Below are 13,066 nucleotides of genomic sequence, written 5' to 3' on the forward strand. Positions count from 1 at the left end.
GGGCCCCTAACGAGATTCAAACGAAAGTGTAAGAAATTCAAACCACCGGCGCGGGTGCCTGCCCAAGCCCAGCGCGCAGGGCCGATGGCGTGGTGCCGGTTTGCTTCTTGAAAAAATTGTTGAAGTAAGTGGGGTAGGCGAAGCCCAGCGCGTAGGCAATTTCGGCGGTGCTCCAGCTGGTGTGCTGCAGCAGGGCCTTGGCCTCGCCAATGAGGCGCTCGGCAATGTGCGCCGAAGTGGTTTTGCCGGTGAGCGTGCGCACGGCCCGGTTGAGGTGGTTGACGTGCACCGAGAGCTGGCGGGCAAAGTCGGCGGGCGTGCGCAGCGGCAGCCCGTGGGCCGGCGAATCGATGGGAAACTGCCGCTCCAGCAGCCCCTGAAACAGGGCCACAATGCGGCTGGCGGCGTTGGGATGCTGGTAGTAGGTGGCCTGGGGCTGCAGCTTCAGGGCCTCGTGCAGCAGCAGGTTGAGGTAGTTGCGCACCACCTCCTGCTGGTACACGTAGCCCGAATTCATTTCCTGCAACATCTTGGCGAAGAGATAGCTTAAATCGGCATACTGCGCCTCGCTTATTAAATATACCGGGTCGCTGCCCAACCGAAACAGCGGCGACTCCTGCAAGCTGGCCGCCCGGTCATTGATGATGAGAAACTCCTCGGTAAACATGCACAGGTAGCCGCCCTGCTCTGCCGAAACGGGTTCCCAGGAGTAGGGTATCAAGGGGTTGGAAAACACCAGTGCGGGCCGGTCAATCAGCACGCCGCGGGTAGCGTAGTTGTAGCGGCTGCTGCCCGTGATGAGGGCCACCTTGTAGTAGTCGCGCCGGCCAAACGTGAGCTTGCGCATCGTGAACTGCTCGCGCGCATACACATTGAACTGGCCCGCCGCCACCACGGGCGGCAGCTGATTGGCAGCGGCAGGTGCCGCCCCGCTAGGGGCCGGCGAGGCAATGGGCAGCAAAACGGGTACGGGCATACCTCAAAAATAAGCAAATCAAACCGGGGCGTCCTAGAACACGTCGCCCAGATTGAAAAATACGCCCTGCGAGCCCTGAATGCCGAAGGCATAATCGATGGCCAGGTACGAGCTGGACTTCTTGCTCAGGCACACGCGCAGGCCCGCGCCCCCGGCCGGGGCTAGCCGGCCGTAGCCGGTGTTGGGGTTGCGGGCCGACTGCCCATTGGCAAACACCACGCCGCCCAGCACCCGCGAGCGGGTAAGGTTGAAGCGGTACTCGGCCTCGCCATACACGAGGCTGGTGCCCCGGAAACGCCCCTGGATGTAGCCCCGGCCCGTCACGCTGTACGTGTCCCAGCCCGTGGCGGGCAGGTCGAGGTAAGGGGCCGCCTGGCCCAGGGCAAAATCGCCGTAGAGCCAGAACGCCAGCACGTTGCCGCGCGGCCCGGCGCGCAGGTAGCGCCGGGTGTCAACCTGCACAAAGCGGTAGCTGGCATCCGAGCCCAGGGCCTGAAAATTTGAGCGCAGGGCCAGAAACAGGTAGCTTTCGCCGGCGGCCGGCCGCAGCTGGTTGGCGCGGGTATCGCGCAGCACCGACAGCACCAGGCCCGACGAGGTAGAGCGCCCCGCCACCCCCGGCGCGTAGCCCGAAATGGTATAAATCTGCTGTCCGTCGCCGTTCACCGTCTCAATATCCCAGCGCGTATCCAGAAAATAGCCGCCCCCCACGTAGAGGTGGCCCGCCGGGCCCAGGCGGTGGTAGTAGCTTTGGTGCACCCGCAGGAAGTTGTAATTCATGCCGATGGCATCGCCCACGTTGGCGTTGCTGCCCAGCCCGTAGGTTTGCTGCGGGTAGTGCAGCAGGCGGTAGTCGGCCAGCCAGAGGCTGTGGTTGCCGCTCGTCCAGAGCGGGCCGTTCAGGGCCAGAATAATCTGCTGGTTCTGGGTGTAGGTGAGCGTGGTGGAGAGCGCCGACAGGTTGCCGCCCGGCCGCTGAAAGGTGTAGCTGGCCGTGAGGGTGGCTAGCAGCCGCGCCTCCAGGGTGTAGGCCGCGGCGGGCAGCACCACCAGCGAATGCGCCTTGGGCGGCCGCGCCGCGTGGGCCGAGTCGGGCGCCGGGCGCGGGTGGCGCCGGGGCAGCAGCTGGCGCACCAGGTCGCCGAGGTCTTTGGTGGGGTGCGGCAGCGAGTCGGGGCTGGCCGGGCTGGCCGTAGGAGCTTGGGCGGCGGCTAGCTGGGCAGTAAGCGTGAGAAGCGCGGGCAGCGCCAGGGAGCGTAGTCGTTTGGCAATCATCAGTTCTTAATCTGCCTTCAAACCAGCAGACGCGGCTAATGATTTGATATTTTTGCGGCGGCTCGCTACCAGTTGAGTATAAATAGCTTGCGATGGTTGCAGGTCGATAAGCGACCTGCGGACTAGGGTCTAGCTGGGTTTAATTCGGGCCACGCGGCGGCTGGCTAGGCACCCGCGGCGGCGTTAGCTCGCCCAACTGCCGCCCGGCCAGCCGGCCAAAGAGCGGGTGCTTGGCCTGCCCCACCACCTGCGCGCCATAAATGCCCGTGTGGCCCGAAAACAGGTAGGCCACCACGCAGGCTAGCGCCAGGTACACGCCCGCCTGCACCCCAAACAGCTCCAGCCCCATCAGCAGGCAGGCCAGCGGCGTGTTGGCCGCCCCCGCAAACACGCCCACGAAGCCCATGCCCGCCAGCAGCGCCACCGGCAGCGGCAGCACCCCCGCCAGCGCCGAGCCCAGCGCCGCCCCGATAAAAAACAGCGGCGTCACCTCGCCGCCCTTAAAGCCCGCGCCCAGCGTCAGGGCCGTCAGCAGCAGCTTGAGCGCAAAGTCCTGGGCGCCCAGCGGGTGCTGAAAGGCCTCCACAATCACCGGCACCCCTAGCCCGGCGTAGCGCATGGTGCCCAGCGCCCACATGGCCCCTGCCACCAGCGCACCGCCCACCACCGGCCGCAGCGGCGGGTAGGCTATGCGGCCGAAAACCCGGCCGATGGCGTGCGTAAGCGTGGCAAAGCCGCGCGCCGCCAGCCCAAACAGCACCCCCGCCAGCAGCGCCGACCCTAGCCCGGGCAGCGTGAGCGGCAGTGCCGCCAGGCTAGGGTAGGCGGTGTGGCCCACGCCCCAGGCGCGCGTCACTACATCGGCCACCACGGCGGCCAGCAAGCTCGGCAAAATGGCCTCGTAGCGCACCGCGCCCAGCAAATACACTTCCAGCCCGAATACTGCGCCCGCCAGCGGCGTGCCGAATACCGAGGCAAAGCCCGCGCTCATGCCCGCAATGAGCAGCAGCCGGCGCTCGCGGCGCGGCAGCCAGCGGGCCAGCTGGTCGCTCAGCGCCGCACCCATCTGCACGGCCGTGCCCTCGCGCCCCGCCGAGCCCCCCAGCAGGTGCGTGAGCAGCGTGCCGCCCAGCACCAGCGGCACCAGCCGCAGCGGAATGGTGTCGCTAGGGCGGTGTATCTCCTCCAGAATAAGGTTGTTGCCTTTCACTACCCGGTTGCCCCAGCGGTGGTAGGCCAGCCCCACCAGCAGGCCGCCTGCCGGCAGCAGCGCCAGCGCCCAGGGGTGCGCCGCGCGCCAAGCAGTTACCACTTCCAGGCTGACCAGAAAGCCCGCCGAGGCCGTGCCGGCCAGCGCCCCCACCAGGCTGGCCAGCAGCAGCCAGCGCAGCGTAAACAGCGCAGTAGGGATGAAGGCCCGCAGGCGAACGCGAAAGAAAGATGCAGAAGTGGCCACGGCGCGAAATAACAGGCTGATTCGTCCGGCGCGGCCCTGGTGGCCGGTCGGCAGCGTAGGAATCATCAGCGCGGTGCCTGGGGCGCCGGCGGTTCGCGGTGGAAATCCATCACCGGGGTAGTGGGGCAAAGGTAGGGCTGCGCCGCGGCTTAATCGCGGGCCGCGGCGGTGCGCCCGCTTAAGCAGGGGCTAGCGTGCTGTAATGCCGGCGGGCCGGCGGCGATATACTGTTTCGAACTGCCGGCCCGGCGCTTACCTTGCCGGTCGTTCAGCTTTTCACCTCACCTTTTTAGCGCTGTGCGCTTGCCTGCCATGAGCTTTTCGCTGGTTCTTTTCGGCCTTGTGCTGCTCACCCTCTTTCTGAGCTACGTTATCGTGCCGCAGGGCACGGTGGCGGTGATTACGGTTTTCGGCAAATACCGCCGGCTGATGATGCCGGGCCTCAATTTCAAGCTGCCCTTCATCGAAAACGTGTACAAGCGCATCTCCATCCAGAGCCGCTCGCTGGAGCTGGAGTTTCAGGCCATCACCATCGACCAGGCCAACGTCAACTTCAAGGCCATGCTCGTGTACGCCGTCTTCGACCAGAGCGAGGAGGCTATCAAGCGCGTGGCCTTCAAGTTTGTGGATGAGCGCAGCCTCATGCAGGCCCTTATTCGCACCGTGGAGGGCAGCATCCGGGCCTTCGTGGCCACCCAGCGCCAGGCGGCCGTGCTGAGTCTGCGCGGCGAGATTGTGCTGCACGTGAAAGACCAGCTCGACGAAACGCTCGAAAGCTGGGGCTACCACCTCATCGACTTGCAGCTCAACGACATTGCCTTCGACGAGGAAATCATGCGCTCGATGGCTAAAGTAGTGGCTAGCAGCAACCTCAAGGCCGCCGCCGAAAATGAGGGCCAGGCCCTGCTCATCACTAAAACCAAAGCCGCCGAGGCCGAGGGCAACGCCATTAAAATCTCGGCCGAGGCCGAAAAAATAGCCGCCCAGCTGCGCGGCCAGGGCGTGGCACTGTTTCGGGAGGAGGTAACCAAGGGCATGGCCCACGCCGTGCAGGAGCTGGCCGAGAACAACCTGGACCCCTCGCTCGTCTACTTCTCCATGTGGACCGAGGCCATCAAGCACTTTGCCGAGCAAGGCAAGGGCAACGTCATTTTCCTCGATGGGTCGAATGAGGGCCTGGAAAAAAACATGAAGCAAATGCTGGCCATGCAGCACCTCGACCGGCCCGGCGCCGACCGCTAGGGGCTGGCCGGCCAGCCAACCTGCCTGCCTTTTCACTGCGTAGCCCTGCGGCTGATGCGTTATCTCTACGTTATTATTTGCGGACTAGGCAGTGCTCTTGGCGCCCGCGCCCAGGCGCCGGCCGCTACCGGCCAGCTAGCCCCCGATTCGGTCTGGTACGAGGCCCCGGCCGATACGCGGCGCGTGCGCTCGGCCACCGACTCGGTGGGCGCCTGCACCGAAGTTTTGCGCTGGGAAGGCCCCGGCGGGCTGGTGCGGATATTTTATCCCTCGGGCCACCTGCAGGAGTACAGCACTTACGGCGACCTGGCCACCGGCACCCGGGAGGGCGCCGCCAGCACCTGGTTTGATAGCGGCCAGCTGCACACCCAACAAGCTTATGCCCACGGCCGGCGCACGGGCCCGCTGCTGGTATACTACGAAAGCGGCCAGCTAAAGCGCCGCACCGAGTACGTGGCGGGCAATGAGCTGCCGGGCAGCTGTTTTGAGGAGGCCGGCGCCCCGGTGGCATACTTCCCCTACGAGCAGCCGCCCCTCTACCCGGGCGGGTACGCGCAGCTGAGCAAGGAGATAGGGCGCGCGCTGCGCCTAACGCGCCAGATGACGGCCTCCCTGACGTGGGAAGCCCAGCTAACCCGGCAGCCGCACGTAGTGGGCGTGGAGTTTCAGGTGAGCGAAGACGGCCGCATCCGGGCGCCGCGGGTGGCCCGCTCGTCGCCGGTGCCGGGGCTCGACGCGGCCGTGCTTGCCACCCTGGCCCGGCTCACCAAACGCTTCAGCCCCGGCCGGCGCGATGGCCGGCTGGTGGCCTACACGTATTATTTGCCGGTGCAGCTCAGGATGCCTATTGCGCTCAGGTCCATTGAAAAACCCTAGCCCGGGTGAGGCGGGAAAAACCAAGACCCGACAGTAGCCGTACCTGACGGCACTTAACTTTGCGGCTTCGGGGCCGCCAGCTACCCTCGGGCAAGCATTCAAAAGCTGCCTGGCCGGCCCGCGATAACTTGGTTCCGAATGCTTGTTTACCCCTTTTTTTACCTACTCTCTCGTTAATGAAACACCCCCTATTCAAAACCGCGCTGCTGAGCGGAGCTGCCCTGCTGGCCGCCGCGCCGCACAGCCAGGCCCAAAATGCCGACCGCAAGTGGGGCGCCAGTGGCTACGTGACGACGCTGCAGTACCGGGGCGACCTGGGCAGCAATTTCTGGGATGCCCACAACCTGACCTACGGCGGGGGCCTCACCCTGAGCCGCTACGTAGGCAAAGGCCTCGATATCAACCTGTCGGCCAACCAGAGCACACTGCGCTACCCGGCCGATAACTCGTTTACCTTCATCAACGGGGGGCAAAGCGCGGCTTCGGGCCGCCGCCTGTACGCCAACGTCAGCAGCTTCGGGCTAGGCTTCAAGTTCAAGCTCAACAACGGCTGGGCGCTGAAAGAAGACGCCTTTATTCAGCCCTACATCTTGTTGCAGCCGGGCTTTGCGTACATCTACACGCAGCGCTACGCCAACTACTCCAACGTTAACAGCAACGCCTCCAACTACGGCTCGTTTGATGGCCAGGCGGCCCTGGGCCTCACGTTCCGTGTCACGCCGGGCTTCAGCCTCTTTGCCCAGGCTGGCCAGCACGTGCTCTTCCGCGACGACGACCGCCTCGATGGGGTCGACAACAACGGCACCATCTTCTGGGATAAGTACGACCGCTACATGCAGTTCTCGGCCGGCCTCACCGCCAACTTTGGCAAGGCCAAGGATACCGATGGCGACGGTGTGCCCGACCGCAAGGATAAGTGCCCCGACACGCCCACCGGCGTGAAAGTGGACGAGAACGGCTGCCCCATCGATACCGACGGCGACGGCATTGCCGACTACCAGGATAAGTGCCCCGACGTGAAAGGGCTAGCTGCGCTGCAAGGCTGCCCCGACGCCGACGGTGACGGCGTAGCCGATGCCGACGACAAGTGCCCCAACACCCCGGCCGGCGTGCGCGTCGATGCCTCGGGCTGCCCGCTTGATGCCGACGGCGACGGCGTGCCCGACTACCTCGACAAGTGCCCCAACACGCCCAGCGGCGTGAAAGTGGATGCCAACGGCTGCCCGCTCGACCGCGACGGCGACGGCGTGCCCGACTACCAGGACCGCTGCCCCGACCGCGCCGGCCCGGCCAGCAACAAAGGCTGCCCCGAGATTCCGGCCGAGAAGAAGAAAATCCTCAACGAGGCCACCAAGTACATCAACTTTGACTTTAACAAGGCCACGCTCAAAGCCAGCTCGTATCCGCGCCTCGAGCAGATGGTGCAGATTATGAACGACTACCCGGACTACTCGCTCAGCATTGCCGGCCACACCGACAGCAAGGGCGACGACGACTACAACTTGCGCCTGAGCTACGAGCGCGCCGCCTCGGCCCGCAAGTACATGGTTGACCACGGTGTGCCGGCCGAGCGCATCGAGAGCCGCGGCTACGGCGAAACCAAGCCCATTGCCGACAACAAGACGGCCGCCGGCCAGGCCCTGAACCGCCGTGTGGACTTCGACCCCTACCTGACGGGCGAAACCAACGCCGCCGAAGCCAAGTACGGCCCCGCCCCGAGCATCAAGGAATTGCGCGCTACGGGCCAGAAGCTGCCCGGCAAAAAGACCACCGGCACCGGCGCCCGCTCCAGCCGCAAGACCCCGGCTAAAAAGGCGCCCGCTCGCAAAAAGTAAGCGCCACTAGCCTGCGCTACACAAAAAAAGCAGCCCGCTCCGTTGAGCGGGCTGCTTTTTTTGTGTAGCGCAGGCTTCGGCCAGCGCGTTTCGGGCCCCGCCCAAGCTCACGCTTCTGCCACCGGCCAAACCCTGGCGCAGCCATTCGGCTTTAACTTGCGGCCCGGTTGCGGCGGAAGCTGCCGCGCCCGCCACTACTGCTCTTATGGACGACGCCCTTCTTGCCAGCTACCAGCCCGTAATCGGGCTCGAAGTACACGCTCAACTGCTGACGCACAGCAAAATGTACTCTTCCGACGAGAACGAGTACGGCGCTATGCCCAATACCAACCTCTCGGTAATCACGCTGGGCCACCCCGGCACGCTGCCCCGCGTGAACCGCACGGCCGTGGACTTTGCCATCAAAATGGGGCTGGCCACCAACTGCCACATTCAGCGCGAGAACCTGTTTGCGCGCAAAAACTACTTTTACCCCGACCTGCCCAAGGGCTACCAGATTACGCAGGACAAGACGCCCATTTGCTACGGCGGCCACGTTGACATCCGGCTGGCCGATGGCAGCACGCGTCGCATCGGCATCACGCGCATTCACATGGAGGAAGACGCGGGCAAGAGCATGCACCTGGCCGGCGAAACCGAGACGCTGGTAGACCTCAACCGCGCCGGCGTGCCGCTCATCGAGATTGTGAGCGAGCCCGATATCCGCACGGAGGAAGAAGCCTACGCTTACCTGGCCGAAATCAAGAAGCTGGTCGAGTACCTCGGCATCTGCGACGGCAACATGGAGGAAGGCTCGCTGCGCTGCGACGCCAATGTGAGCGTGATGAAAAAAGGCGCTACCGAGTATGGTACCAAGGTGGAAGTCAAGAACATGAACTCTTTCCGCAACGTGCAGCGGGCCATCGAGCACGAGATTGTGCGCCAGATTCAGATTCTGGAAAACGGCAGCGAGGTGGATTCTGAAACGCGCGGCTTCGACGCCGCCAGCGGCACTACCAACGGCCAGCGCTCGAAGGAAACGATGAACGACTACCGCTACTTCCCCGAGCCCGACCTGCCGCCGCTCGTCATCGACGATGCCTGGCTGCACCGCGTGCAGGCCGAGCTGCCGGCCCTGCCGCAGCAGCTCTACGCCCGCTTCACGGGCGAGCTGGGCCTGAACGACTACGACGCTAACGTACTCATCGACCAGAAGGAAGTAGCCCAGTACTTCGATGACCTGGCCCGCCTGCTGCCCCCTAGCAGTGCCAAAGCCGCGGCCAATTGGGTGATGGGCCCCGTGAAGTCGTACCTCAACGAGCGGGCGCTCGAAATCAACGACTTCCCGCTCGACCCCGGCCAGCTAGCCGGCATTATCGAGCTGATTGAGGCCGGGAAAATCAACTACTCGGTGGCCAGCAAGCAGTTGTTTCCGTACCTGCTCGACCACCCGCAGGCCAACGCCACCGGCGCGGCCGAGCAGCTAGGCCTGCTCACCAAGGCCGACGCCGGCGAGCTGGAAGCGCTGGTGCAGCAGGTGCTGGCCGCCAACCCCGCCAAAGTAGCCGAGTACCGCGCCGGCAAAAAGTCGCTCACCGGCATGTTCATGGGCGAGCTTATGAAGCTGACCGGCGGCAAGGCCGACCCCAAGCTGGCCAACCAATTGCTGCGCCAAGGCCTCGACGGCTAGGCCCAAAAAGGGCTGCTGCGGAACCAGTTGGCCCATTTTTAGCTTTGTGCGGCAGCTGCCGGCCCCGGCCGGCTAGCTTTTCCCCTTATTTGTCAATGACCTCTTTTATGAAACCAGCGCTCGTCGCCGTGGCCCTGCTCGGCCTCACCAATGCCTGCCAGAACGCCAGCGCCGCCGAGGGCTACGAAATAACGGGCCAGCTGCGCAACGTAGCGGCCGGCACCACGCTGCACCTCTCGGAGCTGACCAGCAGCCAGTTTGTGGAGCGCGGTACTGCCCAAACCGACGCCCAGGGCAAGTTTACCTTCAAGGGCACGCTGCCCGTGTCGGCCGCCGTTTATCAGCTCAAAGTTGATGAGCCCAATCAGGTGCTGCTCGTGCTCGACAACAAGACGCACCTTACCCTAGCCGGCGACGCCAAGAGCCTGCCCGCCAGCTACTCGGTGAAGGGCTCTAAAGATTCGGAAGTCATTCAGCAGCTGACGCATACCATGAACGCCAGCCGCGGCCAGATGCAGCGCCTGGGTCAGCGCTACAACGCCGCCGGCCAGGCCGGCCGCACCGATTCGCTGCCCATCATTGAGGGGCAGTACAACGTGCTGGCCCGCGCCACGGCCAACCGGGCCAAGGCCGTGATTCGGCGCAATGCCGGCTCGGTAGCGGCGGGTTTTGCCGCGCTCAGCTTCGTGGACCCTAACGAGGATTTCGCCTTTGCCGACTCCATCGCTACCATTCAGCGCAAAACCCAGCCGGCCTCGCCCTTCACCCAGGCCCTGAGCGAGCGCCTGGAGCCGCTGCGGGCCACGGCCATCGGCACGGCCGCGCCCGAAATCAACCTGGCTAGCCCCGACGGCAAGCCGGTTTCGCTCAAGAGCCTGCGCGGCAAGTACGTGCTGGTCGATTTCTGGGCGAGCTGGTGCGGCCCCTGCCGCCAGGAAAACCCTAACGTGGTGAAGGCCTATAACCAGTTCAAGGACAGGGGAAAGGGCTTCACGGTCTACAGCGTGTCGCTCGACGATGACAAGGCCCGCTGGACCCAGGCCATCGCCGCCGACGGCCTGGTTTGGCCCAACCACGTATCAGACCTCAAAAAGTGGAACAACGCCGCCGCCGCTGCCTACGGCGTGCAATCCATCCCGGCTTCGTTTCTGCTCGACCCTAGCGGCAAAATCATCGGCAAAAACCTGCGCGGTCCGGCCCTGGAAGCCAAGCTGGCCGAAGTGCTGAAGTAGAAACCGTGCCTAACTAGTGCGACAGGCGAAAAGCCGTCATGCTGAACGCAGTGAAGCATCTCTACCGAGTCGTTTAACGGTGCGGTAGGGATGCTTCACTGCGTTCAGCATGACGGCTTTGTTTAGGCAGTACGTGACTAGTCGCTTCCAGTACGCATTACGCCAGAAACATGCGCTGCAAGCCGCCCCAAAGGCGCTTTTTCAGGCTCACGTCGTACTCTATCATTTCGACCTCGGCGCCGGCCAGGTAGGCGAGGCCCACCGCTGGGAACTGCACTGGCTCGTAAATCTGGGTGGTGCGCACGGCCACGTCGAGCAGGTTTTTGCCGAAGGCCAAAATGTGCGTGGCGGCGATTTCCTTGCGCAGGTTTTGCAAAGCCACCGGGTAGGGGCCCTCCACGTTTACCAGCACCACGTCGGCCATCACCAGCTGGATGGCTTGCAGTAATTTATTAAGGAAGACGTTGCGCGGCAGCTTCTTGAACTGCTCGGGCGGCAGGCGCACCAGCAGCACCACGCCCTGCGGGTTGTTGCCGAGCGTAGCAAAGGTGGTGAGCAGATACGGCGCCACGGTGGGCGCTGCGGCCGGTGCGCTCGGCGGTGCCAGGGGCGGCGGGCTGGCCACGGGCGGTGGCGGCGCGGGTAGGGGCGGCAGCTGCGCGCTCGCCAGCGAGGGCAGCTTGGCCGCCGCAGAGACTGGCGCTGCTATCGGAGAGGACGGCATGGCGGCGGGCGCTGCAATTGGGGCTGCTATCGCGGGCGCTGCTGGGGCCGGCGCCCCGGCTATAGGCGGGGCACCGGCTACGGGCCCGGTGGGCGCCGGTGGCGCGGCTACCACGGCTGCCGGCGCAACAGCCTCCGGCGCGGGGCTAGCCGCTGGCGCCGGGCGCTCGTCTGCCTCGGCCGGCATGTAGAGGGTGACGCCGGTATAGAAGTTCTGCAAGAAGGCCAGCGTGCCGCTTTGCTCGTCCTCAGTCATTTATAGGAAGAAAATTAAGCCAGCTCAAACAAGGCTTTCAGCTCGGCGGCGTCGCTGGGCTTCATGCGCCCGGCCAGCACCAGGCGCAGCTGGCGGCGGCGCAGGGCGCCTTCGTAAAGGGCAATTTCGTCGGCGGTTTCGGGCACGGCCTCGGGCACGTCGATGGGGCGGCCCGACTGGTCGACGGCCACGAAGGTGAAGAACGCCTCGTTGGTTTTCATCTTGGTGCCGCTCGGGATGTCCTCGGCCCACACGTCGATGTGCACCTCCATGCTAGAGGCGAAGGCGCGCGTAACCTGGGCCTGCAGCGTCACCACGTTGCCCAGCCGGATGGGGTCGCGAAACGACACGTTATCGACCGAGGCCGTGACCACGATGCGGTTGGAGTGCTTCTGGGCGGCAATGGCGGCGGCAATGTCCATGAGGTGCATCATGCGGCCCCCCATCAGGTTGTTGAGCGTGTTGGTATCGTTGGGGAGCACCAGCTCGGTCATGATAACGAACGAGTCGGAAACGGGGCGTTGCTTGCGCACGTTGTTGAGTGATGAGTGGAAAGTTAGGAGTTAGAAGTTGGGTGGGAAGGCTGCAAAGGTAAGTCAGCCGCGCAGCGGGCGGGCAGCCAAGGCCTGGCCGGCGAGCGGCCAGGCGCCCGGCAAGGAGTCAACGCCTAACTTTTAACTCCGAATTCAGCGCTCCTGCCTCAGGCCGCCCACCCGGCCGCCCCGCGCAGCGGCACAAACCGGCAGCCGCCCAGCTCCTCGCGCACAAAGCTTTCGGGCCCCTCGCGGGTGATGCGCAGCAACTGCTGCTGGCCCGGGTCGGCGGCGCCCACCGGCACCACCAGCCGCCCGCCTATGCGCAGCTGCCGCAGCAGGGCCGGCGGCAGCGCCGGGGCCCCGGCCGTAACCAGGATGCCGTCGAAGGGGGCCAGCCCGGGCAGGCCCAGCGAGCCATCGCCCAGGTGCAGGCCCGCCGTGGGCAGGCCCAGCGCCGCCAGCCGCTGCCGGCCCCGCTCATACAGCACGGCATTAAACTCGATACTCTGCACAGTATCAGTGAGCTGGCACAGCACGGCAAACTGGTAGCCCGAGCCGGTGCCGATTTCCAGCAGCCGGTGGCCGGGCTGCACGCCCAGCAGCTCGGTCTGGTAGGCTACCATGCTGGGCTGCGAAATCGTTTGGCCCTCGCCAATGGGAAAGGCCTTGTCCTGGTAGGCGTGGGCCTCGAAGGCAGGCTCGAAAAACAAATGGCGGGGCACGGCGCCCAGCGCGGCCAGCACCCGCTCGTCGCGAATGCCGCGCTGCGTGCGTAGCAGGGTCACGAGGGCGCGGCGCTGGCCCCGGTGGCGGTACGTGTCGGTTAGAGGTTGAATAAGCTGCGGCAAGAAGTGAAAGTAGCGAAGGGCGCCGGTGGTCGGCTGGGGTCGGCTGCCGGGCTGGTGGGGTGGCCCGCCCGCCGAGTAGCGAGGCCAGCCGGCGAGGCTCGAAAGCCAGCGCCGCCCGGAAAGCTGGCAACAGCCCTATTTT

At 65.1% G+C, this 13,066-nt stretch carries 11 protein-coding genes and 1 riboswitch; of the genes, 5 read left to right on the plus strand and 6 right to left on the minus strand.

The window, feature by feature from the left end; translation table 11 throughout:
• Positions 1-37 precede the first annotated feature (37 nt).
• From Q5H89_RS12695 to Q5H89_RS12705, 3 genes are all read right to left on the minus strand, one after another.
• Positions 38-976, minus strand: a complete 939-nt coding sequence (locus Q5H89_RS12695) for a helix-turn-helix domain-containing protein (RefSeq protein ID WP_305019697.1) — start codon at positions 974-976, stop codon at positions 38-40.
• A gap of 33 nt (positions 977-1,009) precedes the next feature.
• The gene (locus Q5H89_RS12700) at positions 1,010-2,251 is read right to left on the minus strand and encodes a hypothetical protein (RefSeq protein ID WP_305019698.1); all 1,242 of its coding nucleotides are present in this window, start codon (positions 2,249-2,251) and stop codon (positions 1,010-1,012) included.
• Positions 2,252-2,390: 139 nt separating this feature from the next.
• Complete coding sequence (locus Q5H89_RS12705; protein WP_305019699.1) at positions 2,391-3,773, minus strand: chloride channel protein; 1,383 nt, start codon at positions 3,771-3,773, stop codon at positions 2,391-2,393.
• A riboswitch (Fluoride riboswitch) is annotated at positions 3,757-3,830 on the minus strand. Its footprint overlaps the gene before it by 17 nt.
• Positions 3,831-4,019: 189 nt before the next feature.
• Here Q5H89_RS12705 and Q5H89_RS12710 point away from each other — a divergent pair.
• The 5 genes from Q5H89_RS12710 (at position 4,020) to Q5H89_RS12730 (ending at position 10,561) form a co-directional block, all read left to right on the plus strand.
• Positions 4,020-4,949 (plus strand): SPFH domain-containing protein, encoded by a 930-nt coding sequence (locus tag Q5H89_RS12710; protein WP_305019700.1) that lies wholly within the window; start codon positions 4,020-4,022, stop codon positions 4,947-4,949.
• Between the two features lie 54 nt (positions 4,950-5,003).
• On the plus strand, positions 5,004-5,825 hold the full coding sequence (locus tag Q5H89_RS12715) for an energy transducer TonB (RefSeq protein WP_305019701.1): 822 nt from the start codon (positions 5,004-5,006) through the stop codon (positions 5,823-5,825).
• A gap of 176 nt (positions 5,826-6,001) precedes the next feature.
• The gene (locus Q5H89_RS12720) at positions 6,002-7,660 is read left to right on the plus strand and encodes an OmpA family protein (protein ID WP_305019702.1); all 1,659 of its coding nucleotides are present in this window, start codon (positions 6,002-6,004) and stop codon (positions 7,658-7,660) included.
• Between the two features lie 205 nt (positions 7,661-7,865).
• The gene (gatB, locus tag Q5H89_RS12725) at positions 7,866-9,329 is read left to right on the plus strand and encodes an Asp-tRNA(Asn)/Glu-tRNA(Gln) amidotransferase subunit GatB (protein ID WP_305019703.1); all 1,464 of its coding nucleotides are present in this window, start codon (positions 7,866-7,868) and stop codon (positions 9,327-9,329) included.
• Positions 9,330-9,436: 107 nt separating this feature from the next.
• Entirely contained in the window at positions 9,437-10,561 is a 1,125-nt protein-coding gene (locus tag Q5H89_RS12730; protein ID WP_305019704.1) for a TlpA disulfide reductase family protein, read from the plus strand.
• Between the two features lie 157 nt (positions 10,562-10,718).
• Here the strand turns inward: Q5H89_RS12730 and Q5H89_RS12735 are convergent, their stop codons facing one another.
• The 3 genes from Q5H89_RS12735 to Q5H89_RS12745 all read right to left on the minus strand — a co-directional run bounded on the left by Q5H89_RS12735 (position 10,719) and on the right by Q5H89_RS12745 (position 12,924).
• Positions 10,719-11,540: a hypothetical protein gene (locus Q5H89_RS12735; protein WP_305019705.1), complete on the minus strand. Its 822-nt coding sequence runs from the start codon at positions 11,538-11,540 to the stop codon at positions 10,719-10,721.
• A gap of 14 nt (positions 11,541-11,554) precedes the next feature.
• Positions 11,555-12,034 (minus strand): acyl-CoA thioesterase, encoded by a 480-nt coding sequence (locus Q5H89_RS12740; RefSeq protein WP_305019946.1) that lies wholly within the window; start codon positions 12,032-12,034, stop codon positions 11,555-11,557.
• 206 nt (positions 12,035-12,240) lie between these two features.
• Positions 12,241-12,924, minus strand: a complete 684-nt coding sequence (locus tag Q5H89_RS12745; protein ID WP_305019706.1) for a protein-L-isoaspartate(D-aspartate) O-methyltransferase — start codon at positions 12,922-12,924, stop codon at positions 12,241-12,243.
• Positions 12,925-13,066 lie beyond the last annotated feature (142 nt).

Source organism: Hymenobacter cheonanensis (assembly GCF_030581075.1).
GTDB lineage: Bacteria > Bacteroidota > Bacteroidia > Cytophagales > Hymenobacteraceae > Hymenobacter.

Bases quoted from the DNA above. Each gene is read 5' to 3' on its own strand.
- Q5H89_RS12695 (WP_305019697.1), bottom strand. From the start codon at position 976: ATGCCCGTACCCGTTTTGCTGCCCATTGCCTCGCCGGCCCCTAGCGGG.
- Q5H89_RS12730 (WP_305019704.1), top strand. From the start codon at position 9,437: ATGAAACCAGCGCTCGTCGCCGTGGCCCTGCTCGGCCTCACCAATGCC.
- Q5H89_RS12715 (WP_305019701.1), top strand. From the start codon at position 5,004: ATGCGTTATCTCTACGTTATTATTTGCGGACTAGGCAGTGCTCTTGGC.
- Q5H89_RS12700 (WP_305019698.1), bottom strand. From the start codon at position 2,251: ATGATTGCCAAACGACTACGCTCCCTGGCGCTGCCCGCGCTTCTCACG.
- Q5H89_RS12740 (WP_305019946.1), bottom strand. From the start codon at position 12,034: ATGACCGAGCTGGTGCTCCCCAACGATACCAACACGCTCAACAACCTG.
- Q5H89_RS12720 (WP_305019702.1), top strand. From the start codon at position 6,002: ATGAAACACCCCCTATTCAAAACCGCGCTGCTGAGCGGAGCTGCCCTG.
- Q5H89_RS12705 (WP_305019699.1), bottom strand. From the start codon at position 3,773: ATGATTCCTACGCTGCCGACCGGCCACCAGGGCCGCGCCGGACGAATC.
- Q5H89_RS12710 (WP_305019700.1), top strand. From the start codon at position 4,020: ATGAGCTTTTCGCTGGTTCTTTTCGGCCTTGTGCTGCTCACCCTCTTT.
- Q5H89_RS12735 (WP_305019705.1), bottom strand. From the start codon at position 11,540: ATGACTGAGGACGAGCAAAGCGGCACGCTGGCCTTCTTGCAGAACTTC.
- gatB (WP_305019703.1), top strand. From the start codon at position 7,866: ATGGACGACGCCCTTCTTGCCAGCTACCAGCCCGTAATCGGGCTCGAA.